Source organism: Phormidium sp. CCY1219 (assembly GCF_055795085.1).
Genome location: NZ_JAYFEQ010000401.1, coordinates 1 through 22,234 on the forward strand (window position 1 = coordinate 1; position 22,234 = coordinate 22,234).

Sequence of the window (22,234 nt, forward strand, 5' to 3'; positions counted from 1 at the left end):
CACCGCGCGATTCATTGGTTATTGGTGATTTGTTGTTGGAGGAAAAAGCTTTGGTAGGGTGCGTTACCCCCGCCCACAGATTATGCAATTTGACCCGGAATTAACGACGGGGGTAACGCACCTTTGTCATTGGTCATTGGTCATTTGTTGTTAGGAGGAAAAGCTACGGGGGTAACGCAGCGATTTTGGTAGAAAGGGAAGCGACAATTACGGTTTGTTGCGCCATAAAAGCCAGAGAAAATAGGGGGTACCGATCGCGGCGGTGACTAATCCGGAGGGAATTTCTTTCGGGGCTAATGCCACTCGTCCCACAGTATCGGCGATCGCCACGAATAGCGCGCCTAACACAGCAGCTAAGGGAAGTAACTTGCGGTGGTTTGTGCCCACAAGGAGGCGGGCGGCGTGGGGTGCAATTAGGCCGACGAAACTGATGGTACCGACGGCGGATACTGCAGCTGCAGCGAGGGCGACGGAGATAGTGAGCAGGAAGGCGCGGGCTTTTTGCAGGGGAATGCCCAAGGTTTGGGGGAAATCATCGCCTAATGCCATAATATCGAGCCAGCGGGAGATAATCCAGGCGATAGGCAGCAAAATCAGCGGCCAAGCGATTAATCGCCATAAATCGCTCCATTCCCGGGCGTAGGTGCTGCCGGCGAGCCACACCAGTGCCCGTGCCACGCGCAGTTTGGCCATCACCACCAGCAGGTTGATGCCGGAGGTGCAAAAGGCAGATACGGCAATGCCCACCAGTGCGAGACGTGCGGGAGAGAGTCCTCCTTGCCAAGACAGGAGGCAGACGGCAGCAAAGGCGGCAAAGGCACCGAGAAAGGCAGCGATCGCGATTGCTTCTACGGGGGCATGGGGCAGCAACACCAGCACGGCGATCGCCCCGAGTCCTGCCCCGGAGGTAATTCCCAGGATTTCCGGACCGGCGATCGCATTTCTCACCACACCTTGTAGCAGTAACCCACTGACGGAGAGAGATGCCCCGGCAAACAGGGCGACCAACAAGCGAGGCAGGCGCAGGTTAAAAATTGCCTGTCGGGAGAGGGCGGTGCCGTTGCCGAACAATGTGCTAGTTATTGTGAGAAAATCGAAGGAAATTCCGCCCAATGCCAATCCGAGCAGGAGGACGAGCGCCAAGGCGGCGATCGCGCTGCCCAGTAACAGAGTATAGTGGCGGGGATTTACCCGGCGATCGCGCCGTGCGAGGGCATTTCCCGCCTTCGCGCCTTCCAGCTTCCCGGTTTTGCGAACCAGCCAAATCAGAAACGGCGCGCCGACAATCGGGATGACGGTGCCCACGGGAACTTCGCTTAAGTTGGTTTTCACCTGCTGGGCGAAAATATCCGCTCCCACCAGCACCACTGCGCCCCAAATTGCTGCCCCGGGGAGCAATAGCCCGTGGGAACGGCATCTCAGTAGTCTCACTAAGTGTGGCGCAACTAAGCCGAGAAAGCCGATCGGTCCGACAACGCTCACGGCAACGGCAGCGAGAAATACCCCGATCGCGGTACAAGCTAACCGAGTGAGTTGCACGCGCTGACCGAGCGATCGGGCCACGTCTTCGCCGAGGAGCAGTACGTCCAGGGGTTTGGCCATCAGCAAGGCGATGAGGGCTGCAATAGCCACTCTGGGGGCAGCATAGGCGCTTCCGCTCCAGTCGGTTTGTAGCAACGACCCGGCACCCCAGAAGAATAAACCGCTGGTTTGATTTTCGTAGAAAATTTGCAACACTGCTGTAAACGAAGCGAGAGCGAGGGAAACGGCAACGCCGGAAAGTGCGAGCCGGATGGGGGAGACTTTCACCCCAGCGGCGATCGCATATACTAAGCCCGCCGCGAACAATCCGCCTGCCAGTGCCACCAATATCGGCGATCGGGCGAACCACTCCGGCGCGAAAATTCCCGTAGCTGCGACGGCAAAGTAAGCCCCCGCATTGATGCCCAAGGTGGAGGGAGAGGCGAGGGGATTGCGGGTGACGGTTTGCAACAACACCCCTGCCATGCCCCATGCGGCACCGGCGATCGTGGCGATCGCGGTTCTCGGCAACCGCATAAACCGCACGATGGTATGGGATGTGCTACCATCCGGGGCGACAATCGCCGCGATCGCCGTCTCGAAATCGATATCGGCTTCTCCTTGAGTGAGATGAACCATGAGTAACATTAACAACAGCAACAATCCCCCGCCAAAACACAAGGCGATCGCGCTGTTTTGCCACTTCATCGGTGATAATTTACAACCAATCCTATTTTCCATCACTCCATTAATTTTACGGTAGGGTGAGCAGTTTTCACCTTAAACAATTAATTCCCTATTGCCGCAGATATTGCCGATTTGGACAATAAACCCTCCACCACTTTATCCACAAATACCTGCGCCGAAAGAGGACCGCCAAATATCCAAGTATCGCCGCCAATGGGATAAACGCGACGGGTTTGCACGAAGGCCAAATTTTGCCAAATTGGATTGTCTTTTAATTGCTGCAAATAGGGGTTACTGTCGTCGGAAATATAGAAAAAATGAGACGCTTCAATTTTCGGCAGGGATTCGAGCCAAACGGTATTAAACCCGAAAGGGTCGGGTTGTCCTTGCCACACATTATTTAAGCCAATTTGCTCTAAAATTTGCACCGCCAGAGCGTTATCGTTAAATAAGCGAATTTGGGGAGCGCCGGGAACGAATTGCCCGAGGGAAAATGCCCGATCGCCAATTGTTGAATTACTTAACTGGGTTTCGGCTTTGGCAAAGCGCGATCGCATGTCTTGCAGCACTCGTTCCCCTTTTTCCCTAGCGTTAACCAGTTCGGCAATTTTGAGAAAGGTTTGTTCCATTTCATCAAATTGGCTCAGGTTTTTTTCTGGGGCGGGATAAGGGTCGAATAATACCGTCGGCGCAATGGCAGATAGGCTATTGTAAATGAGTTCATGTCGCAAATTGACGCCGATAATTAAATCGGGTTGCAGTTGAGCGATCGCTTCTAGACTCGGTTCTTGGCGGGTGCCCACATCTACCACGGTTTCGGCGATTTGGGGTTCGATTTGCACGAATTCGTTATAACCGGCGATATCAGCAACGCCCACGGGTTGAATATCTAATGCTAATAAATCTTCCACATAGACCCATTCTAGAGCCACCACGCGGGTGGGGTTTTCCGGGAGAGTTGCGGTGGGAGTGACGTTGGTTTGAGAACTCGGGGGATTGGTACAGGCAATGGCGACAACAACGAGAGAAAAGTAAAGCAAAAATCGGATAATTTTGCCAATTTTTTTTGTGATTTGCATGGTTATTTTTTGCAAGGCAATCGCGGTTAGGGTTGGCTGGAAATGGGGGCGTTGCTGCCCAATTCCGCAGGCAAGCAAGTGGGCAAGCCGGTGATGGGATGGGGAATCACGGTCATTTGCACGCCAAAGACTTTTAAAATATTTTCTGGGGTCATTACTTCGGTGGCGGAACCCTGGGCGATCGCTTCTCCGGATCGAAACAAAATGGCGCAATCGCTATAGGCGATCGCTTGATTCAAATCGTGCAAAACCCAACCCACGGTAATCCCATAGTCGCGATTTAGATTTCGCACCAAAGACAGCACATCGAGCTGATGTCGAATATCTAAAAATGTGGTAGGTTCGTCTAATAGTAAAACCTGGGTTTGTTGCGCCAGCGCCAAGGCGATCCACGCGCGCTGTCTTTCGCCTCCGGAAAGGGTATCTAGCCAGCGATCGCGCAAGGGTTCGAGTCCCGTTATTTCCAATGCCCATTCCATCGCCGCTTTATCTTTTGGAGAAAATCCCTGCAGCAGCGATCGATGGGGATAGCGCCCATATCCGATTAATTCCCACACCGTAATTCCGCTGGGAATATCCGGCGACTGTGGCAACATGGCTAACTGACGGGCGAGAGTTTTTGCGGGCAATTTGGCAATATTGTGCCCATTGAGATAAACCGCGCCAGTTTTCGGTTGTAATAACCGCGCTAACGTGCGTAATACGGTACTTTTTCCCGAACCATTCGGTCCGATCAGCGCCGTGACTTTGCCCGTTTCCAACGCAATGGATAAATCGGAAACGATGGCGCGATCGCCATAGGCAATTTTCAGATTGTGGGCTTCAATCGCACCCAAGATGATTTCTCCTCACACTAATTGAGCAGGAAGCAGAAAATAGAAACCCCGGATTTTGACTCGTTACCAGCTTATGCTGATAACGCTCATCGAGAGCTACCGCCTCCTGCTCATTTCATACCATAAAACGGAGGTAAAAGTTAACTCAAGGGGACAGTTTCCTCCGCAACTTCATGTAAGGCATTGGTCACTTGCCCAAACGCCGAAGCATGAGGGCGATCGCCATCATCTGCATAGCCGTAAGTAATCAAGCGATTGCGATTCAGGCAGAGTTTGGTAAATTTGGGAGCGAGCAAATCAAATAACGCGAATCGCTCCTGCAATTCTGGGAAGCGGCTTTGATAGGTTAAAATCGCTTCCCGGACTTGTTGCCAAAACTGCCGTTCTGGATAGCCGCAATAGGTTTCCAGAATGTCCGACAAATAGCGATGGTGGCAAATAAATAATCCGGCAAAAATAAACTGGCAAAGTCCTTCCGGCGGTTCGGTGAGTAACACGGCGCGCAACTCCGGTGAAATCGTATCGAGTTCCGGCAACGGATGACGACTAATATTCACATCATCCACAAAATCTTTCATTGCTAGGCGGTGCGGAATGTGGTTTTTTAGCACCAAAATTGTATTCTCGCCGTGGGGAGAAAAAACCACGCCGTAGCGATAGAGGTAATGCAGCAATGGCGGCAAAATTGTATTAAACAGGCGATTAAGCCATGCTTGCGGGGTTAAACCGGACTTTTCTATCAGTTGGAAAACAAAGGGTTTGCCATCGCCCGCGACGTGAACTAATGCTGCTAGGGTGATGGGTTTTTCATCGGTTTGGCAATAGGAAAGTACGCTTTCACGCCATAAAACACCGAGCATTTCTTTGTATTGATAGGGGGCACCGGCTAGTTGGTTGTAGTAACAGCGATCGTAGTTAATGCTGGCGACTTCTCCGGGTAAAATGAGGCGGCATTCTTGGGAGATAAAGGTATCGCGATCGCAGATGGATTTCACCCATTCGGTAACTTTGGGCGCGATGGCAGTGCGTTCTCCCGGCAATCCGCGATACACCAACGTATTAAGGATGCTCAGGGGTAATTTAACGTGATGTTTCTGCGGGTTGCTGATATTGACGAAGGTGCGAATTGACTGTTGCGGCAAATAGCGATCGCCGCTTTCTCCCAGATAAATAATTCCCCCGGTGGCGATTTCTTCGGCATATAAAGGAATCGCAATATTCTTCCACTGCCACTCATGCACGGGCATGAAAAAGTAATCCTGCGGATTGCGATTTTGCGCGGTTAATGCCGCTTCAAATTGCGCCAGGGTTTCTCCGCCCAGTTCTTCTTGAATTAACGTGGCATAGTCCAAACTTTGCACGGCATTAAATTGCGCCCGGTCTTTCAAAACCGCAATCCAAGACAGTCGCACGGGTTGTTTGCTTTCTGGTGCATGAGCGAGATAATCATCGTAGCCAAATCCGATGCGACCTTTGTTAAAGGTAATCCAAGGATGCCCCTCCATTTCTCCCTCTAACTGGGCGTAATCTAACGCCAGTAAATCGACAGTTTCAGTGGATTTTTTGGCATCGATATGAGCATCTGCCAGTAATGTATTGCTCAATTCTTTAATCAAATGACCGGCGGTTTGTGCGGTCATGCCTACTGCTGTATGACAGTCGAGAACGAATTGAAACGGATTCACTGCAGCTTGCCACTCACTCCCGTTCCACCGCTGGATGGAGTCGGGAAACACGCGATAGCTATCGAATAAGCGCTGTTTTGCCTGGAAAGTATAGGCAATGCCTTCCGGAAGGGAGAGTTTGTAAAGCGCTTGGCGATCGCCAGTTTGTTCCACGAGTTCTGGTTGGATAATCTCTTCATACATGAACTCGGAAAGCATTTTTGCCAGTAATTTGGCACTGACATTTTGCCAGCGCTGAAGTTGCAAGGCGTCAGCGAGAATTTGCAAATTTTTCATCGGTTTTGCTCCACTATTACTGCGGTTGCTGTTGTCATTTTTGCCGACATTATCCAATACTTTTCGAGACGAAAAACACCGGATTACGGAAAATTGTCAGCCGCGCAAAGGCGAAATTAAGGGCACAAATTGCGGCGGCAAATAACAAGGGGGCGGCCAAACTGTAGGTATTAACCAGCCAGGATGCCAGCAAAGGCGCACTGAGATGACCTAGGTTAGCAAATGACATGATGAGACTGTAGTTAAAATGCAGGCGATCGCCACTGCTGCGGCTAAATAATTTCAGCTCCAAACTCGCTTGACTCACGGCCAACCAAAAGCCATAAACGACCCGCGCCAAAATCAAAATGCCTAGAGAATTCGTCCATCCTTGACCAAATAGGGTCAGCACCAGCAAGCCAATTCCCAGTAAATACATAAAGCTCAGGCGTTCGGTTTGGCAGAATTTGCGAATGTACGGTAAGGCGGCGATCGCCATTGCATTGGGAATCATAAACAGGTAGCTGCTGGCCAACAAACTGGCCTCAAACTGACTGGATTTAGTGACATACGCCGTAAAAAATGGCCGCACCAAATTATTGGCCAGTTGAAAGGTCAGCACTACCAAACCAATGGTGAAGATAAATCCCCAGGGATTGGCCTCTGGGGCAACGGTTGTTTCTGCATTCACCTCCCGCCGGGTTGAGATATGTTTGAGGGCAAACAAACAGAGGCCAAATTGCACGACATCCACCGCCGCAATGCCATAAAACAGCACTAATGGATTGTCTAAATTCACCATCCAAGCCCCGGCGATCGTACTGGTAATAATGGCGCCGTGAAAGACCGCTTGGTAAGTGCCAGCAATGGTGGCTTGTCGTTCTTTTCCCGCGATTTGCACGATTAACGGATAAACCAACAGGTAAGAACTTTTAAACAGCAGCAAGAGCATCGTATAAGCGATAAACTGCGTCACAGTGCTACTGGTTGCCATTAGTGCCGTGGCGATCGCCGTGCCAATTTGACCGATATAAAGGATATTTTTGACCTCAAACCATCGGCAAAGAAAGCCCCACAGCGGCGCACAAAGCACCACGGTTAACCGACAAATAAACAGGTAATACCCGGTGTAGGAAAAATCTTCTATCCCAAAGACTTTGCTGAAAAATTGGGGATAAAATGGCGAAAGTAGTACCTCAGTAAAAACGGCGAGAAACACGCATAAAAACAGGGTAGCCGAGACCAGGGATTTTTGCGGTTTCATCAAGCAACCCCAAACTGTTGAAACACATTGCGCCGATCCACCGGATAGAGGGTTTTTCCGAGCAATTGGTTGACAATCACCGAGTTGCGATAAGCCCCCAATCCTAAATCTGGAGCACCGACGCCGTGGGTGTGCAATTCGCCATTTTGCACGAAGATTTGATTGGGGATTTCTTGAGTTAATTGCAGTCGGTAATCCAGGTTAACCCCATAGCGATTTTTCTCGTCCCACGCAATCAAATCGCGAATTGGATGAATGCAGGTGGGAATGGCATTATGGTATCCGGTGGCGAGAATAATGCAGTCGGTTTCATGGGTAAAGCGACTGTCTTGTTGTTGATGTTTGTATCCGAGAATATAGGTTTCGCCTTCCGGGGTGGGTAGGGTTTCCACTTCCTTCACTTCCACCAGGGAAAGCAAGCGCACGTCGGGGAAATTGTCGCCCACGGAACGTTCGTAAAGCAAATCGTAAATATCGGCGATCGCGCTAAAACTAATCCCTTTGTAAAGCAACCCTTGTTGAGATAAAATTTTATCTCGTTTTGGCGGCGATAACTGATGGAAATAGTGAATGTAATCCGGCGAAAAATGCTCTAACCCCAGCTTAGAATATTCCATTGGAAAAAAGCCGGCAGAACGAGTATGCCATTCCAGATGATATCCATACTGAGGCTGTTCTTGCAACAGTTCGTAAAACACTTCCGCCGCACTTTGTCCCGCGCCGATGACGGTGATGGATTTCGACTGGCGAGCGCGATCGCGCTTGTGCAGAAACTCCGCCGAATGAAACACCTTTTCCCCCCGCATGTTTTTAAAGCAGGGCGGCACTTGGGGAACGCTACCGACGCCTAAAGCTAAATGTCGGGCGTTATAGGTGAAAATTTCGTCAGTTTGCACCGATCGCACCTGCACCCGGTAGTAGCTTTCTGACCGGGAATTTTCCCAGATAATGCTTTCCACTCGTTGTCCAAATTGGCAGCTTTTTAATTGCTGCGCCACCCACTGGCAATAGTGATTGTATTCCCGCCGGGGAATCTGAAAATGCTCGTAAAAATAGAAGTGATACAGACGAGAGCGATCGCGCAGATAGTTGAGAAAGCTAAATTGACTCGTCGGATCTGCCATTGTCACCAAATCCGCCAAAAATGGTACTTGAATCGTGCTGTTTTCAATTAATAATCCCGGGTGCCATTGGAACTCGGTTTTTTGTTCGATAAACAGCGCTTTTATATCGGTGGGTTCCAGCAGCGCTGCCAATCCTAAATTAAACGGTCCAATTCCTACGCCAATGATATCGTAAATCGTTTCAGACATTATCCCCACTGCTCCATAAAAGATTGGCGATCGCAAAACATCAGTGCTGCTTTTTTATCGGGTAACTGGATTTCCCGTTGAAACTCAAACCCGCAGCGTTCAAAAACGTGAATCATTTTTTGATTGCGAATATCTGGCTCGCTGACAATTTTTTCCGTGCCGCTTTCTTGCAACTGAAACGCCGTCATTGCCTTTAACAAGGGCAAAGCATACCCTTTCCCCAAAAACGCGGGTTCGCCAATTAGTAAATGAATTCCTTGGTCTTGGGGATGCGGCGCATAACAGCGGGCAATGATATCATCTTTTGCCCAATAGGATTCCCAGTAACTCATCGGCACATCATCCAGATAGCCGATGTAAAGAGTTTGATGGGTATCTGCTAGGGCTTTTTCTAGATGCGATCGCATGTTTTCTAGGTCTAGCGCCAAATTCCAAAATGGAATCACATGCGGTTGATTCATCCAGCTCTGAATTCGCCCTAAATCCTCCTCTAACTGCACCTCGCGAAAGGCAATTTTCTTGTTAATTTGATGGTCGAATTGCCGATAAGCATAATTCGCTTGAGATTGTAACTGCGTTGGCATTTTCCCCTCAATATTCTATCGCTTTTTTACTCGTTACCAGCATCACCTGGTAACGAACATTCCGTGGCTGTGCTACCCACTGCAAAACTCAACCAAACCTCCCTTAAATTAACTGTTTCGATTCCGGCAAAGGATTATCCAACCACACATAAACCGACTGAGTTGCCAAAGAACCCACCAACTCATCCATATCGTGAAATCGAGTCAGTAAATTGGCCTTGCACCGCAATTTTGGTTGCTGTAATTTATCCAAAATTTGCGACCCATTCGGCGGCGTGTTTTTCGCTTTTTCCAAGCTTTGCCGCACTTCACCTAGCAGCAAAGATTCATCGATTAATCCCCCCACACCAAAAGCATTAATCAACCCAAACAGATTATTTTGGAAAAAGTAATAGCCCAATCGCTCGTCAGAAACCGCATCATCACAGATGGTTTTGCTTTTTGTGCCGATTCCCGGCAAAATACCCTCTAAATGCTGATGCAAAGACTGGCGGAAATAATATCCCTGATTGTCGCGATAGAAGAAGCGCTGCGGATAGCCCTCATTTAACTCCACCACGCTATTTTGCTGATGCGCCTCTACGGCAATTCCATGCGTAAAATACAGCCAGAGAATCGGTTCGAGCGAGATTTCTAAATAGCGGCGGAACCAATCCAAACTCACCTCAGTGGTAGAACGGTTTTCCCGTTTCGCCAAGGTGCGAATCAAATGCGCCAACCGCGAACCATCCCCGTAAATCGAATCCTGACAGAGGGAAACGATACAGGTAGCATCACTATCGGGATTGGCTTGAAAGGGATTTTGTCGCAGAATCGTAGCAAATTCCGGCACTGGTTCGCCGTTAAATTGTACCGCCAGAAAAGCCGGATCGCGAATGATATCAAATTCGGGAAATTTTTCGCGCAATTCTTGGCCAATTTGTCCCTCTAAAATTCGATACACTTCCACACTGCGCTCTAATTCTTTATAGAGATTCATTCGCAGGGAGTTAGTAATTTTAACGTTCAGGGACAATTTGAACATAAACGCCGCATCGGGATGATAAACCGTGCGAATGGAAGAGGTGGGTAAAAATGCCCGTCCCTGTTGCCCTAAATCTTGCAACCCTCCAGCGCTGAAAAGTTGTTTTGCGACGGGTTGACGGCGCAGAAAATTAGCTTGCCAGGGATGCAGGGGCAGCAGAGAATATTCATCCGCTTGACAGTATTTTTCTTTAAATTCTGGGCTGACTTCTGGATCGGCAAGTAGTTCTGCTTTAATCAGTTCGGTTGCCGTTTTTTCTAATGCAGAACCTTCCAACACCGCGTCACGATGCAGGCGAAAATAATGCAGGGGAAATTTCCCTTTTAATTCCGGGGAATATGTGGGTAAATCTTCCTCGGCAAATCCTTGGCGACTTTTGGGGGTGGGGTGCAAGTGATGCCCGAAAACTAACGCTTGTTCGGTTTCGCCAAAGGTGCTGTGAAATCCACCCAGTAATTCGGCATCGCGGCGTCTGGCTTTGATAAATTGTTCGATATGGCGACAACTTTGTACCACGCGCAGCAGCAGTTCGTCCATTCCGGCGCTGGTGTGATTGGCGATCGCCAGTTCTTTGCTCAGTAATGCGACTAAGGTCACGTAATCGAGTTCTAACAGTTCCGTTTTTCCGGCGGGTTGGTAGTACGCAGGAAAGTCAAACATATGCCGCCCCGTGGGGGAAAAATAGCGAACGCCGAGAACAATCTGCACCCCTTGATGAACTAACGGGCAGCGAAGGATTTTTTCTGCCTTAATTTGGCTTTCTAGTGCTGGAAATTCCTCAGTATTGCCAATAATTCCGCTATTCGTTTCTCGTAAGTAACAATTGATAAAACTTTGAATTGTAGCGCGTTCGGCAATCTGCTTGTCGGTAAGATTAAGTTGCGAATTGCCGGGCTTGATAGCGGGTTGCTGTATCATTTTGCGTTGGCTTTAGGTAATTTTGGCTTCGTGTATAGTTCGGTAGAAATATTCAGCGTCCTACCGAACCTGAATTAACGGTCTAATTCGGCGCCGAGTTGCTGAATTTTATGCAACAAATACTCGATATCGGAGCGTTGGGTGCGGGGATTGAGTAAGGTAAATTTCAGATAGGTTTCCCCTGCAATCCGCGTCTGCGCTAATACCGCTTCTCCGCGTTGCAGTAAGGTGGTTCTGATTTGCCCGTTGATGGCATTCGATCGCTGAGTGTTTTGCGGAAGATAGCGAAACACCACCGCATTCAAACTGGGATAATTGGCTAATTCTAACCGGGCAGTGTGGGCGATCGCCTGCGCGGTTTCTGTCGCCCGTTCCAAGGTAATATCTATCATCTCGCCAAAGGCTTTTCGCCCCACAGCTTGCAAAGATATCCACAGTTTTAAGGCATCAAATCGGCGGGTAGTTTGCACGGATTTGGTGACTAAATCCGGGATTCCCTCGGCTTCGTTGGTTTCCGGATTCAGATAATCGGCGTGCAATTTCATTAACTCAAAATTACCTTGGTCTTTGAGCAAAAATGCACCGCAACTAATCGGCTGATAAAATAACTTGTGGAAGTCTACGGCAATGGAATCGGCGGTTTCGATGCCGGCGAGTTTGTGGCAGTGCCGATCGCTCATCACCAATGCCCCGCCATAGGCTGCATCTACATGAAACCACAATCCATGCAATCGCGCAATTTCTCCTAACAAACCCAACGGGTCGATACTGCCAAAATCCGTGGTGCCTACCGTCCCCACCAGGGCAATGGGTAACAAATTTTGCTGCTTCAGTTTCCGGATTTTCTCCTCTAGCGCGGTTGGAGAGATGCAGTAATTTGTATCGCTTTGTACCGGAACTACCGCTCGTTCTCCTAACCCTAAATGAGCGCAAGCTTGGCGAATGGTAAAATGGGCAGCATCGGAACAGAGAATGCGAAAGTGAGCGGATTCTGGGGGCAATCCTTGCTGCTGAATCGACCAATTAAGGTGCTGTTTGGCATAGCGATCGCGGGCGAGTAACATGCCCATAAAATTCGATTGGGTGCCGCCACTGGTAAATATACCATCCCCGGCGGCATCGTAGCCAAATTCTCCGCACAACCAGCCAATGAGCTGCTGTTCTACCAAAGTAGCGGCAGGACTTTGATCCCAGGAATCCATCGATTGATTGGTTGCGGTAATCAGCACCTCTGCTGCCAATGCCGGAATCAAGGGGGGACAGTGCAAATGTGCGATACAGCGCGGATGGGAGACGATCGCGGAATGGGCTATAGTGCTTTCTCCGATGTTCTGGAGAATTTCGGGCAAAAATTGGCCGGAATCGCCCCAAATCTCCGTTTTTCCTAACTCTGCCGCCAATTGCCACGGACTGGCTCCGCTATAGGGCTGTGCGCGATTGGCGAACGCGGCGATCGCCACCTCGGTTGCTGCCGCGATCGCCTCGCGATAGGCGGTTTGACTCTCCTCACTTGCCGCGAGAAAGTATCCCTCGAAGGACTTCGCCTCGGGGGCACTCGCGGGTTTGGCATTCGTCTCTAACATCCGCTTACCTCAGCCAATTGTACCGACATTTGTGGCGCTGATGCGCGCACTGCAGCATGGAAAATTTCCCCAATGCGATCGATTTGCTCGGCGGTGACGATTAATGGCGGTAAAAACCGGACAACACAGCCATTGCGCCCGCCGAGTTCGAGAATCAATCCCCGGCGCATGCACTCGGCCTGAATGCGTCGCGCCAGTTCCGGATATCCCGGATAAGTGCCGCGATCGCTGGCCTCGGCTTCCGGATTCACGATTTCAACGCCTATCATCAACCCGCGCCCCCGCAGGTCGCCCATGCAGGGAAATTCGCTTTGTATCTGCCGCAAATGCCCCATCAAGCGAGCGCCCATGTCTTTTGCGCGATCGGCTAAGCCGAATTCCTGAATGTATCGCAAGGTCGCCAATCCCGCTGCCATTGCCATTTGATTGCCCCGAAACGTGCCCGTGTGAGCGCCGGGAGACCAGGCATCGAGTTCTTGGCGATACAACACCACCGAGAGGGGCAAACTGCCTCCGATCGCCTTCGAGAGCAACACTACATCGGGTATAATTCCTGCATGTTCGAAGGCATACAGTTTCCCGGTCCGACCCCAACCGGTTTGGACTTCATCCACAATCATCGGAATGCCGCGATCTCGCGTGATGCGTCGGATTTCGCGCACCCAGCGATCGGGGGCGGGTATCGCGCCCCCTTCTCCCTGAACCAGTTCTAAAATCATCCCTGCCGGCGGTGTAATGCCGCTTTCCGGGTCGTTTAGCACTTGCTCGATGTAGTGACTGCTGAGGCGATGCCCCATTTCGCCGCCGATGCCAAACGGACAGCGATAGTCATACGGGTAAGGCAGAAAATGTACCCCGGGCATTAAATTGGCAATTTTATCTTTCGGGGCCAGGTTTCCGGTCAAGCTTAACGCCCCATGACTCATTCCGTGATATCCGCCGTGAAATGACAGCATACTGCGCCGCCCAGTGGCGGTTTTCACCAGTTTGACCGCCGCTTCTACTGCATCCGCCCCAGTCGGTCCGCAAAACTGAATCTTTGCATTGCGCGCAAAGGCGGGAGGCAAGCTGGCAAAAAGTTCCTCCACAAATTGATGTTTGATTGGGGTGGTGATATCCAAGGTATGCAAGGGCAAATTTATATCGAGCACCTGGCGCATCGCCGCGATCGCCACCGGGTGATTGTGCCCCAGTGCCAGGGTGCCCGCCCCTGCCAAACAGTCGATATACTCCCGTCCATCGGTATCGGTGACGTAGATGCCCTTGGCTTCCCGAATCGCGATCGGAATGCGGCGCGGATAGCTGCGAGCGTTGGATTCTCGCTGCGCCTGTCGCTCTAAATACTCCTGCGATCGCCCCTCGGGATAACTCGCTTCTTGATTTATATTCTTAACTAATATGCGGTCTGACTCGATGGGGTAAAAGCCCGTTCTGAATTCCTCTACCACGTTTAAATACCTCTCGGTTGCTGTAGTTTTCTCGGGTCTATTAATTGCTATTTTTTCTCAATTAAATTCAAGTGTACTCGTAATCGATCGCCATGTCAATAGGAAAAAAAACTAATTTTGGCAATTTTTGGCAAATGGGCGATCGCGCTTGTGCGAAAAGCAATGGCGTCGGTGCATGACCCCCCACGAAGCTGGTGCAATTCTTCCACCGATTAGCTTCCGAGGGTCACGCCCCCTATGTGTTTCCCCATGCGGAAAGCAAAGCCTCCTCACAGTCAGTAGCGCACATAATTTCTGTCGTTACTTACCAGTCGAAAGAATAACCGAAACGAATGGTTCGTCCTCTGCCGGCAGCATATGCCGTATCCGAGGATTGCAGTTGAGAAACCACGGGAAAATATTCCGTATCCAGTAAATTTTCCACCCCTAAAACCAGGGTTCCCGGACCGAGTTTCAGCCGACTAATTAAATCCAAGGTAATGTAACTGTCCACATCGCCAAACCCGAATCCGTCCCCGGTGGGATTGCGACTGCCAGAATACAACGCTTGCAAGCGATTTCTCCATCCGGGTAACGTTTCATTTTCCAAATAAGCGGTAATTTTCATCGGCGAAATTCTAAACCCATTTAAAGGCGTTTCGTAATCACCATCATCATTGAGATCCGCGCCCCCTTCAGTCCAAGTCAAACTGCTGCCAAATGCCCACCGTTCGCTCGGTTGCACGTCTAGGGCAAATTCTACCCCATACACTCGTTCCGGCGCGCGCACGATTTCCCAATCTTCAGTAAAACTAGAACCGAGATTGGACGTATTGTAAAATCCGGCTAACGAAGCTTGCAATCCATCAAAATTTCCTCGAATTCCGATTTCGTAGTTATTCACTTTTTGCGCTTCGGGATCCAGTTCTTCCACGCCAAATCCAGCCGAGGCACCGCGCAGCACCCGCCCCACATCGGCAATGGAAAATCCTTGGGAAAAGTTGGCAAACAGGCTGATTTTTTCCGTGGGATAAACCACGCCGCCAATATTAAATAAAGTGGCGTCATAATCTAGATTTCCGCCATCAATCCGGTTGCCGGTTAATGTGGTGTAGTCGTCTACATCGATGGTAATTCGCTCGTGGCGCACCCCTCCACGCAAGATAAAGCGCTCGGTGACATTCATTTCTAACTGAGCGAATAGGCCCAGGTTGTTTTGTCGCTGTAGGGGAGACCAGGTGCGATCGCCAATTTTGCGATAAACTAACCCATTGCTATTTTCAAAGGTTTCTGGGTCGAAAATTGCCACGGGTTGATTGGTGTTTTCCCGGACATAATCCACCCCCCACAACACATTGGCAAAGTTGTCTTGAAGTAAGGGAGTTTCCACCTCCACTCGTCCGCCGTATTTTTCCGATTCGATCCGGGACTGAAAAATGGTATTGCCTAAGCTACTAAATTCCCGGGCGTCGAAGGGAAAGAAGCGGGTAAAATAATCTCGGTAGTAAATTTGCCCGTGGAAACTGCTGCCTAAAATGTTGTCGTGGGTGTAGTCGAGACTGAGGTTTAAATTATCGGTTTGTTGGGTTTCGTCTAACTCCAGTCCCCCCAGTGCCCGGGCTTTTTGTCGTCCGGGAATGTCGTTAACAATTGGATGGGTGGTGTAGTCCGTGTCTTGGTCATCGTGGAAGTAATTAAAGCTCAGTTGCAGGCGTTGGCTGTCGGTAAAATCAACGCCGACTTTGCTTAACACATTCAGGGTGTTTGTATTGCCAATTCCTCCTTGTCCGTTGGGGTCGGGAGGAATGCGATCGCCTTCGGCATCGAACCAACTGCCGGTGTTGGTATATGAACCGCTCAGGGTCACGTCAAATTTACCCTCGCTGGCGGAAAAAGATTGCTGGAAATTTTGCCCGAAGGTATCGGAAAAATTGGTGGGAAAAGCATTGAATTCCACCCGGGTTTGCGATCGCACCCCTTCGTCGGGGCCACTTTTGGTAATAATGTTGATAACGCCCCCGGTGGCTCCATCGCCGTAAATGGCAGTGGGTCCGCGCAGCACTTCCACCCGCTCGATCGCCGAGGGATCGATAGTTCTCAAATCCCGTGCTGCATTCCGGTTGGTAGACTGCGGCACCCCATCGATTAACACGCTGATGTTGCGCCCCCGCAAGCTTTGCCCGAAGTTACTCGCACTTTGGGTGCCCACGGATAACCCGGGCACTTGTTGCGCCAGAATCGTGCCCAAATCTCGAGTGAGTCGGGTTTGTTCTTCCAGTTGTTCTTCTTCCACGATGCTAATCGATCGCGGAATATCCGTGAGTCGTTCCGCCGTGCGGGTGGCGGTGACGATAATCTCGATAATATCGGCATTCGCCGGCACGGCATCGGGATCCGTGGGTGCCTCGGTGTCTGGTGGGGTCGGTGGGGTGCGCGTCGGCGGCACTTCTGCGCTTTCCGAGGCGCTGGTAATGGTGAAAATCAGTTGCCCATCTCTGGCGATCGCTTCGGTGGTGGGCACCGCTGTATTCCCCACAATTGTCACGCGAATGCTATTCCCATCCAGGGATGTTACCGTCACGGCACTCACTCCCTCGGCAGGATTTTCGGCACGAAACGAGTCCCCCGAGGGCAATTGCAGTTGCGTATTGATAATGTCGGCAACAAAGGTATCGCCATAGCTGGAGGTAAACACTTGCGGCGTGGCGCGATCTCTGGTTTCTAAAATCACTTCCACTCCCTCGACAGTGGGATTGACTCGCACCCCCGTCACCTGGATTATCTGCGCTCGCACTGGCGTTGCTACCAATGCGGCTACCGCACTACCCATCAAAACGCTCTGAAATAGTCGGTTGTCTCTCACGGTCTCTCCTCTACCCCAATCTCTAAACGGCGATCGCTACTGGTATATCTCCTCGCACCGTACTGGCTCCATCGGCTAAACATTGCCAGCACAAAGTAGAGCCACAATGGCTCGCGTCTCCCCGTTTGAGGGGAAACAAGAGGATCCAGCGATCCGGTCTCAATTTTGACCAACGTCATCATACCCTTATTGAAAGAAATATGCAATAAGTTGAGAAAATTTTTTTGGCGCGAGTTCCCTTATTGCCCCAAATTTCCAGAATAAAAAGCCGCAAAACATTTGCTATCACTAGCTTGCAGCCGTTTTGTATTTTCGGAAACTTTCTGGGAATATTGCCCTCTCCGCCCTTTTTCTCCCTGGGGGATAGAAAGGGCTGCAAGCCTTGCATTACATGAATTACAAGGGTTTTGAGCTTTTGTTGGGCATGACCCAGCCTACATGAAAATTGTAAAAAATTTTTTGCAATAAACTCGGAAAATCGGTTTTGCCCGAATTTCTCGCTTGGCTATTATCGGCGATCGCCGTGCATTTTGCTCAAAAAAAATCTCCCAAGACACCAACATTGCGAAATTCAGGCCGCTTTGGTGTTTTGGGAGTGGAGGGTGGTGGGGTGGCCCACCCGAGTTTCGGTAAAAGGGTTACAGCTTGGTGCGATCGGTTAAAATTTCATAGCCGTCCGTTGTCACCAGCACGGTATGCTCGTATTGCGCCGACAGGGAATTATCCACCGTCACCGCCGTCCACTTGTCCGATAAAATCTTCGTGTGTTTCGATCCTTGGTTGACAATTGGCTCGATCGCTAACGTCATCCCCGGGCGCAGCTTCACGTTGGGCATTTCCCGGGTGCGGAAATTGAACACCGAGGGTTCTTCATGCAGGTTGCGACCCACCCCATGACCGGTGAAATCTTCCACCACGCTAAACCCATTGGCTTTCACACAATCTTCGATCGCCCCAGCAATATCCAGCAGGTAATTCCCCGCTTTCACTTGTTCGATTCCTTTATAAAGCGCATCTTCTGCCGCTTGCATTAACTTCGCCGCTTCTGGGGAAACTTCGTCAATCGCAATCGTGATGCAAGAATCGCCGTGAAATCCTTGGAAATACGCCCCGGTATCCACTTTCAGCACATCTCCCTGGCACAGCACCGTCTTTTTATTCGGAATGCCATGCACCACTTCGTTATTGACGCTGGCGCAAATCGAAGCGGGAAATCCGTGATACCCTTTAAAGCTGGGAGTAGCTCCCATTTCCCGGATGCGCTTCTCCGCATGAGCGTCTAAATCGGCGGTGGTCATGCCCGGTTCTACCATTTCCGAGATTTCTTTCAATACCGTGGCTACAATGCGCGATGCCTGACGCATGATTTCAATTTCGCGCTTGGACTTGAGCTCGATGCCCCGACGCTGCTGTTTTTTGGCCCGAGGTTGTGGAGTCGATTGGGGAAGTAAATTGGAAAGAATGTTCATGTACTCGATAAATAACTATGATATTGACCGTAAATAGGATTCAGGGATCCGCGCAGAACAGGCCGTCAGCTGCAGTGCTTCTGCTGCAAGTTCTTTAATTAACTTAACAGATTTTTCTCAATTCCCCACTGCACGAATGAAACCACGAACCGATAATTTTTCCAGTCGTCTTTAGCGCAGTTTCGCGATTGGGCGGGGACTTTGAGTCGCCGGCGATTATCTCATTTGAAACAGGCGATTATCTGTGGTATTCTTGATGGGCGATCGCCCCAAATCGCGATCGCCCATCGGTCTGCTGTTGGGTAGAAGCGAGTTGGGTGTTCCCTCTGCTGTCCGGCGATCGGCACTTCTACCCATTCCGTCTCATTGACACCCTAAGCGTTTTTCGATCCCGATGCGATGGTGATGGTGCCAATCATGCCGGCTTCGGCATGTCCGGGAATGGTACAACGAAGGCTGTAGGTGCCGGGTTTGACGGGTATAAATACCCATTCCGCCTCACCAGTGGGTTTGAGTTCCAATTCGTGGATCGCTCCTTTGACTTCTACATTCGCCGCTTCCACTTTTTGACTCCAGCTTGCATCGGCGAAATCTTTCGCGGTGAAATAGTGTTTTTGCGGACTGGGGTTATCGAGAACCAGTTTGTACCGCTTTCCGGAGACGAATTCCAGAGTGTCGGGGAAAAATTTGAGTTCGTCCGCTTCGTTACCCAAGCTCACTTTTACTTCGGTGACGGGTTGACGGGCGAGATTGCTCGGGGGACGAAAGGCGGTGGCGGCGAGTGCGGTGGGAGATGCCACAAACAAGTCCAGCATCGCGGTGAGGAGAAGTCCCAATCCGCAGGGCAACCCGAGGCGGGCGAATTGATGGCAGCGCGATCGCACAGTTTGAATCAGATTCATAAAGGTTCAACTCCGTGAAAAGGTTCCAAAACGAATTTATCATCTGCCACGGTTGCCATGCCCTGGCGGAAAGGAGGTGGAAAACCTCTCGGATCTGGCCACCAAAAAATCCCCGCTCGCAAGAGCGTTTATTACCACAATTAGCGAATTTTGTCAAGTTTTATGGAAAAAAAGTTGCCGCTCGCGGTTGTCCTAAGTTCCAGAATCCCCCAAAACCCGGATAAATTCTAAAGGCAATCCATCGCTATCGGCGATAAAGGCTACTTCATAAACGAGATCGCCGATAATTTGCTGGGTCGGTTCGAGCAATATCTTCAGGGGTTGCACCTCTGGATTGGACTGAGCCGCTTTGTCCAAACGCTGTTTCAAGTCATTTAACCAACTCGGCAAGTCGGGCGCAAGGAAGCTTAAGTCAAAGGATAGATGGTAATACCCGGTGTAGTGTTCGTCGTGGAAAGCATCCGGGGTGGGTTTCGGTTGGGGAATTTGAATTAACTCGATGCGTCCGTTTAATCCTTCCATCCAACAGGCGAGGGTAATCCCGGCGGTAAACCGTTCGCAGACGGTAAAGCCCAGTTGTTCGTAGAAGGCGATCGCGCGATGAATATTGGCAGTGCGGATTGAAGCGTGATGCATGGAATTAACAGCTTGAGGACAAATCGCGACTCATCTGGCGGCAATCATCACCGATTCAGGGGTCGATTGGGCGCTGACAATGGCCTTTTCCTATTCAAACAACCGGAAATAAGGATATCTAATCGGTACGCCGCGTTCCTTTTCCAATTCAAAATTAATCACCTCCCAGCAAGGCTCCTCTTTCGAGTCGGGGCTAAATTCCACCGGTAAACCGTAGAGTTTGAGCTTCGTGGAGGAGGCGGCGGCGGACTCGGGCTGACCCCGCCAGGGAGTGCTGCGCTCCAAATACGCACCGATCAGGCTTTTATAGCGTTGGGCAATAATGACGCGAGTTGCCCGGTAGCCTTGGGTGTAGAGGCGATCGAGTGCTTCGTGAATTTCAAAGCGGATCCCATCGGGATGGGTATGTTGTCGGTACCACTCGTTATTCCACTGACGCCAATGACGCCCGGACTGCAAATGAATCAGTTCGCGGGTGTTCGGGTTGGCTTCAAATGCACCATGTCGCTGACACAGATAGGTATCCGTGAGCGTCAGAGCCGGTATTGTCTGACGGCAATGGGGACACTGAATCTCGGGGCCGAATATGGGGTATTGCGAAGCTGAATTTATCATGGGCGGTCTCGATGCCAATATCCTTTTCTGCGCCAGTTGTGGTGGTTTTATTATAGCTAGACAGGTTCTACTCTAGCTGATTTTTTTGATTGATTTTTCTGTTCAAGGCAGCAAATCTCGTGAGTGATTTTAATCAACCCATGACAACTTCCACATCTTATTGGTCCGATCCAGACTTGTCCCGGGCGGCTTTCATCGCCCCTAATGCCACGGTTATCGGTGCGGTGGAGGTGGGTGCCGGTGCCAGTATTTGGTACGGTGCGGTGGTGCGCGGCGATGTGGAAAAAATTATCGTCGGGGCAAGTAGCAATATCCAAGATGGAGCCATTCTTCACGGGGATCCCGGCAAGTTGACGGTTTTAGAAGATTTCGTCACCGTGGGGCATCGGGCAGTGGTTCACGGCGCTTACATCGAACGCGGGAGCCTGATTGGCATTAGTGCCGTGGTGATGGATGGGGTGCGCGTGGGCAGCGGTAGCATTATCGGTGCCGGTGCGGTGGTGACTAAAGATGTGCCCCCTAATTCCCTGGTGGTGGGCATTCCCGGGAAGCGGGTGCGCGAGGTCCCCCCAGCGGAAGCCGCTGAATTGGTGGAACACGCGCGCCGCTATCAAAAGTTGGCCTTGGTTCACGCCGGCAAGGGCACGGATCTGGGATTTACCGCCCCTGCTTAAGCCGATCGAAAACTGAGGATTGGGCGCGGTTTATGGTCCTGTGGGGGTCATTTTACAAAAGTTGATGGTCGGGGACTGGATTTTCTGGCCAGTTCGTTGCACAATATAAGGAGAAATATGAAGATAAGTTAAAAATCTGAAGAAGGGGGTATCCAATATGGATCTAGATTTGCGCGTACTGATCGTGTTGCTGCCGATTATCGCCGCCGGAAGCTGGGCGCTTTACAATGTCGGCAAACTGGCGATCGCTCAAATTCAGAGCTTTTTGAATAAGGAAGCCTAGAGCCTAGTTCTATCTCCAAGGCTCTCTTAACCGACTGTTCCCGCTCTCCGGGGACAGTCGGTTTTTTGGTCATTCGTCATTAATCATTGGTCATTTGTTATTTGTTATTCCTCAATTCTTAATTTTCAATGCTCAATTTACCCGACGCTTCGTCTCAGGTAGGCCGTTGGAAACCAGGTCGCACAGCCTATAGCCCTCACGGGGGCACGCTTACGTCAAACGCAGGCTAATGTTCCACTCCTTAGCCACCACCCACTCCCAGACACCCAGTATCTCTTTATGTGCTATATTGATTTCTCTCTTCCAGGCCATGCCACCCTACCATAGCATTTTTCCTTATTTCGTTGTTCTAAAATCCTCTTAGAGATGCTTCCTAACCCCCTCAAAGCCGCAATTTCTCGGGTCTTTGAGGGGAATGAAGGGCACCAACTGTAACATCACTTATCAAAAGATGAAAAAATTTCTTTCTGGCCAACCCCCCGAGGTTTCGCCGCTTCTGAAAAACAACAAAGCCCCCTTCAAGAAAAGAAGGAGGCTTTGCTGAAAAATTAACCGGGCACCGAGCTATTTTCCCAGGAAGTCACCCTCCAAGTATCGTCGCCGCAGTCGCGTTTCA

19 protein-coding genes are annotated in these 22,234 nt (G+C 50.5%); 2 read left to right on the forward strand and 17 right to left on the reverse strand.

Features of this window, described 5'->3' with window-relative positions:
• Positions 1-207: 207 nt before the first annotated feature.
• The 17 genes from AC0QH1_RS08385 to AC0QH1_RS08465 all read right to left on the reverse strand — a co-directional run bounded on the left by AC0QH1_RS08385 (position 208) and on the right by AC0QH1_RS08465 (position 20,661).
• Positions 208-2,229: an iron ABC transporter permease gene (locus AC0QH1_RS08385; RefSeq protein ID WP_324630601.1), complete on the reverse strand. Its 2,022-nt coding sequence runs from the start codon at positions 2,227-2,229 to the stop codon at positions 208-210.
• Between the two features lie 80 nt (positions 2,230-2,309).
• Positions 2,310-3,287, reverse strand: a complete 978-nt coding sequence (locus AC0QH1_RS08390; protein WP_324630602.1) for an ABC transporter substrate-binding protein — start codon at positions 3,285-3,287, stop codon at positions 2,310-2,312.
• Between the two features lie 26 nt (positions 3,288-3,313).
• Entirely contained in the window at positions 3,314-4,123 is an 810-nt protein-coding gene (locus tag AC0QH1_RS08395; protein ID WP_324630603.1) for an ABC transporter ATP-binding protein, read from the reverse strand.
• A gap of 140 nt (positions 4,124-4,263) precedes the next feature.
• Complete coding sequence (locus AC0QH1_RS08400) at positions 4,264-6,084, reverse strand: IucA/IucC family protein (protein WP_324630604.1); 1,821 nt, start codon at positions 6,082-6,084, stop codon at positions 4,264-4,266.
• 49 nt (positions 6,085-6,133) lie between these two features.
• Positions 6,134-7,327, reverse strand: a complete 1,194-nt coding sequence (locus AC0QH1_RS08405; RefSeq protein WP_324630605.1) for an MFS transporter — start codon at positions 7,325-7,327, stop codon at positions 6,134-6,136.
• Complete coding sequence (locus AC0QH1_RS08410) at positions 7,327-8,640, reverse strand: lysine N(6)-hydroxylase/L-ornithine N(5)-oxygenase family protein (protein ID WP_324630606.1); 1,314 nt, start codon at positions 8,638-8,640, stop codon at positions 7,327-7,329. Before AC0QH1_RS08410 ends, AC0QH1_RS08405 begins: the two co-directional genes overlap by 1 nt.
• The gene (locus tag AC0QH1_RS08415; RefSeq protein WP_324630607.1) at positions 8,640-9,224 is read right to left on the reverse strand and encodes a GNAT family N-acetyltransferase; all 585 of its coding nucleotides are present in this window, start codon (positions 9,222-9,224) and stop codon (positions 8,640-8,642) included. Before AC0QH1_RS08415 ends, AC0QH1_RS08410 begins: the two co-directional genes overlap by 1 nt.
• 103 nt (positions 9,225-9,327) lie before the next feature.
• Entirely contained in the window at positions 9,328-11,166 is a 1,839-nt protein-coding gene (locus AC0QH1_RS08420) for an IucA/IucC family protein (RefSeq protein WP_324630608.1), read from the reverse strand.
• A 74-nt stretch (positions 11,167-11,240) separates the two neighbouring features.
• Complete coding sequence (locus tag AC0QH1_RS08425) at positions 11,241-12,749, reverse strand: pyridoxal phosphate-dependent decarboxylase family protein (RefSeq protein WP_324630609.1); 1,509 nt, start codon at positions 12,747-12,749, stop codon at positions 11,241-11,243.
• Positions 12,743-14,197 carry an aspartate aminotransferase family protein gene (locus AC0QH1_RS08430; protein ID WP_324630610.1) on the reverse strand — a complete coding sequence of 485 codons (1,455 nt, stop codon included), beginning with the start codon at positions 14,195-14,197 and terminating at the stop codon, positions 12,743-12,745. The genes AC0QH1_RS08425 and AC0QH1_RS08430 overlap by 7 nt, the downstream gene beginning before the upstream one ends.
• A gap of 304 nt (positions 14,198-14,501) precedes the next feature.
• Positions 14,502-17,039 (reverse strand): TonB-dependent siderophore receptor, encoded by a 2,538-nt coding sequence (locus AC0QH1_RS08435; protein WP_324630611.1) that lies wholly within the window; start codon positions 17,037-17,039, stop codon positions 14,502-14,504.
• Positions 17,040-17,061: 22 nt separating this feature from the next.
• Positions 17,062-17,202, reverse strand: a complete 141-nt coding sequence (locus tag AC0QH1_RS08440; protein ID WP_324630612.1) for a hypothetical protein — start codon at positions 17,200-17,202, stop codon at positions 17,062-17,064.
• A gap of 475 nt (positions 17,203-17,677) precedes the next feature.
• On the reverse strand, positions 17,678-18,508 hold the full coding sequence (gene map / locus AC0QH1_RS08445) for a type I methionyl aminopeptidase (protein ID WP_324630613.1): 831 nt from the start codon (positions 18,506-18,508) through the stop codon (positions 17,678-17,680).
• A 216-nt stretch (positions 18,509-18,724) separates the two neighbouring features.
• A complete protein-coding gene (locus AC0QH1_RS08450) occupies positions 18,725-18,865 on the reverse strand; it encodes a hypothetical protein (protein ID WP_324630614.1) in 141 nt (46 codons plus the stop codon).
• A gap of 17 nt (positions 18,866-18,882) precedes the next feature.
• Positions 18,883-19,410 carry a plastocyanin/azurin family copper-binding protein gene (locus AC0QH1_RS08455; protein ID WP_324630615.1) on the reverse strand — a complete coding sequence of 176 codons (528 nt, stop codon included), beginning with the start codon at positions 19,408-19,410 and terminating at the stop codon, positions 18,883-18,885.
• Positions 19,411-19,602: 192 nt separating this feature from the next.
• Positions 19,603-20,046: a VOC family protein gene (locus AC0QH1_RS08460; protein WP_324630616.1), complete on the reverse strand. Its 444-nt coding sequence runs from the start codon at positions 20,044-20,046 to the stop codon at positions 19,603-19,605.
• 90 nt (positions 20,047-20,136) lie between these two features.
• Entirely contained in the window at positions 20,137-20,661 is a 525-nt protein-coding gene (locus AC0QH1_RS08465; RefSeq protein WP_324630617.1) for a TIGR02652 family protein, read from the reverse strand.
• A gap of 140 nt (positions 20,662-20,801) precedes the next feature.
• Between AC0QH1_RS08465 and AC0QH1_RS08470 the strand changes: the two genes are divergently transcribed.
• Together AC0QH1_RS08470 and AC0QH1_RS08475 are read left to right on the forward strand one after the other, a co-directional pair.
• A complete protein-coding gene (locus AC0QH1_RS08470) occupies positions 20,802-21,335 on the forward strand; it encodes a gamma carbonic anhydrase family protein (protein ID WP_324630618.1) in 534 nt (177 codons plus the stop codon).
• Positions 21,336-21,492: 157 nt separating this feature from the next.
• A complete protein-coding gene (locus AC0QH1_RS08475) occupies positions 21,493-21,618 on the forward strand; it encodes a photosystem II protein Y (RefSeq protein WP_324630619.1) in 126 nt (41 codons plus the stop codon).
• Positions 21,619-22,234: the final 616 nt, after the last annotated feature.

Excerpts from the sequence above, each read along its gene's own strand:
- AC0QH1_RS08390 (WP_324630602.1), bottom strand. The coding sequence starts at position 3,287 with ATGCAAATCACAAAAAAAATTGGCAAAATTATCCGATTTTTGCTTTAC.
- AC0QH1_RS08410 (WP_324630606.1), bottom strand. The coding sequence starts at position 8,640 with ATGTCTGAAACGATTTACGATATCATTGGCGTAGGAATTGGACCGTTT.
- AC0QH1_RS08460 (WP_324630616.1), bottom strand. The coding sequence starts at position 20,046 with ATGCATCACGCTTCAATCCGCACTGCCAATATTCATCGCGCGATCGCC.
- AC0QH1_RS08400 (WP_324630604.1), bottom strand. The coding sequence starts at position 6,084 with ATGAAAAATTTGCAAATTCTCGCTGACGCCTTGCAACTTCAGCGCTGG.
- AC0QH1_RS08470 (WP_324630618.1), top strand. The coding sequence starts at position 20,802 with ATGACAACTTCCACATCTTATTGGTCCGATCCAGACTTGTCCCGGGCG.
- AC0QH1_RS08475 (WP_324630619.1), top strand. The coding sequence starts at position 21,493 with ATGGATCTAGATTTGCGCGTACTGATCGTGTTGCTGCCGATTATCGCC.
- AC0QH1_RS08420 (WP_324630608.1), bottom strand. The coding sequence starts at position 11,166 with ATGATACAGCAACCCGCTATCAAGCCCGGCAATTCGCAACTTAATCTT.
- AC0QH1_RS08415 (WP_324630607.1), bottom strand. The coding sequence starts at position 9,224 with ATGCCAACGCAGTTACAATCTCAAGCGAATTATGCTTATCGGCAATTC.
- map (WP_324630613.1), bottom strand. The coding sequence starts at position 18,508 with ATGAACATTCTTTCCAATTTACTTCCCCAATCGACTCCACAACCTCGG.
- AC0QH1_RS08455 (WP_324630615.1), bottom strand. The coding sequence starts at position 19,410 with ATGAATCTGATTCAAACTGTGCGATCGCGCTGCCATCAATTCGCCCGC.
- AC0QH1_RS08465 (WP_324630617.1), bottom strand. The coding sequence starts at position 20,661 with ATGATAAATTCAGCTTCGCAATACCCCATATTCGGCCCCGAGATTCAG.
- AC0QH1_RS08425 (WP_324630609.1), bottom strand. The coding sequence starts at position 12,749 with ATGTTAGAGACGAATGCCAAACCCGCGAGTGCCCCCGAGGCGAAGTCC.
- AC0QH1_RS08450 (WP_324630614.1), bottom strand. The coding sequence starts at position 18,865 with ATGGGTAGAAGTGCCGATCGCCGGACAGCAGAGGGAACACCCAACTCG.
- AC0QH1_RS08405 (WP_324630605.1), bottom strand. The coding sequence starts at position 7,327 with ATGAAACCGCAAAAATCCCTGGTCTCGGCTACCCTGTTTTTATGCGTG.
- AC0QH1_RS08385 (WP_324630601.1), bottom strand. The coding sequence starts at position 2,229 with ATGAAGTGGCAAAACAGCGCGATCGCCTTGTGTTTTGGCGGGGGATTG.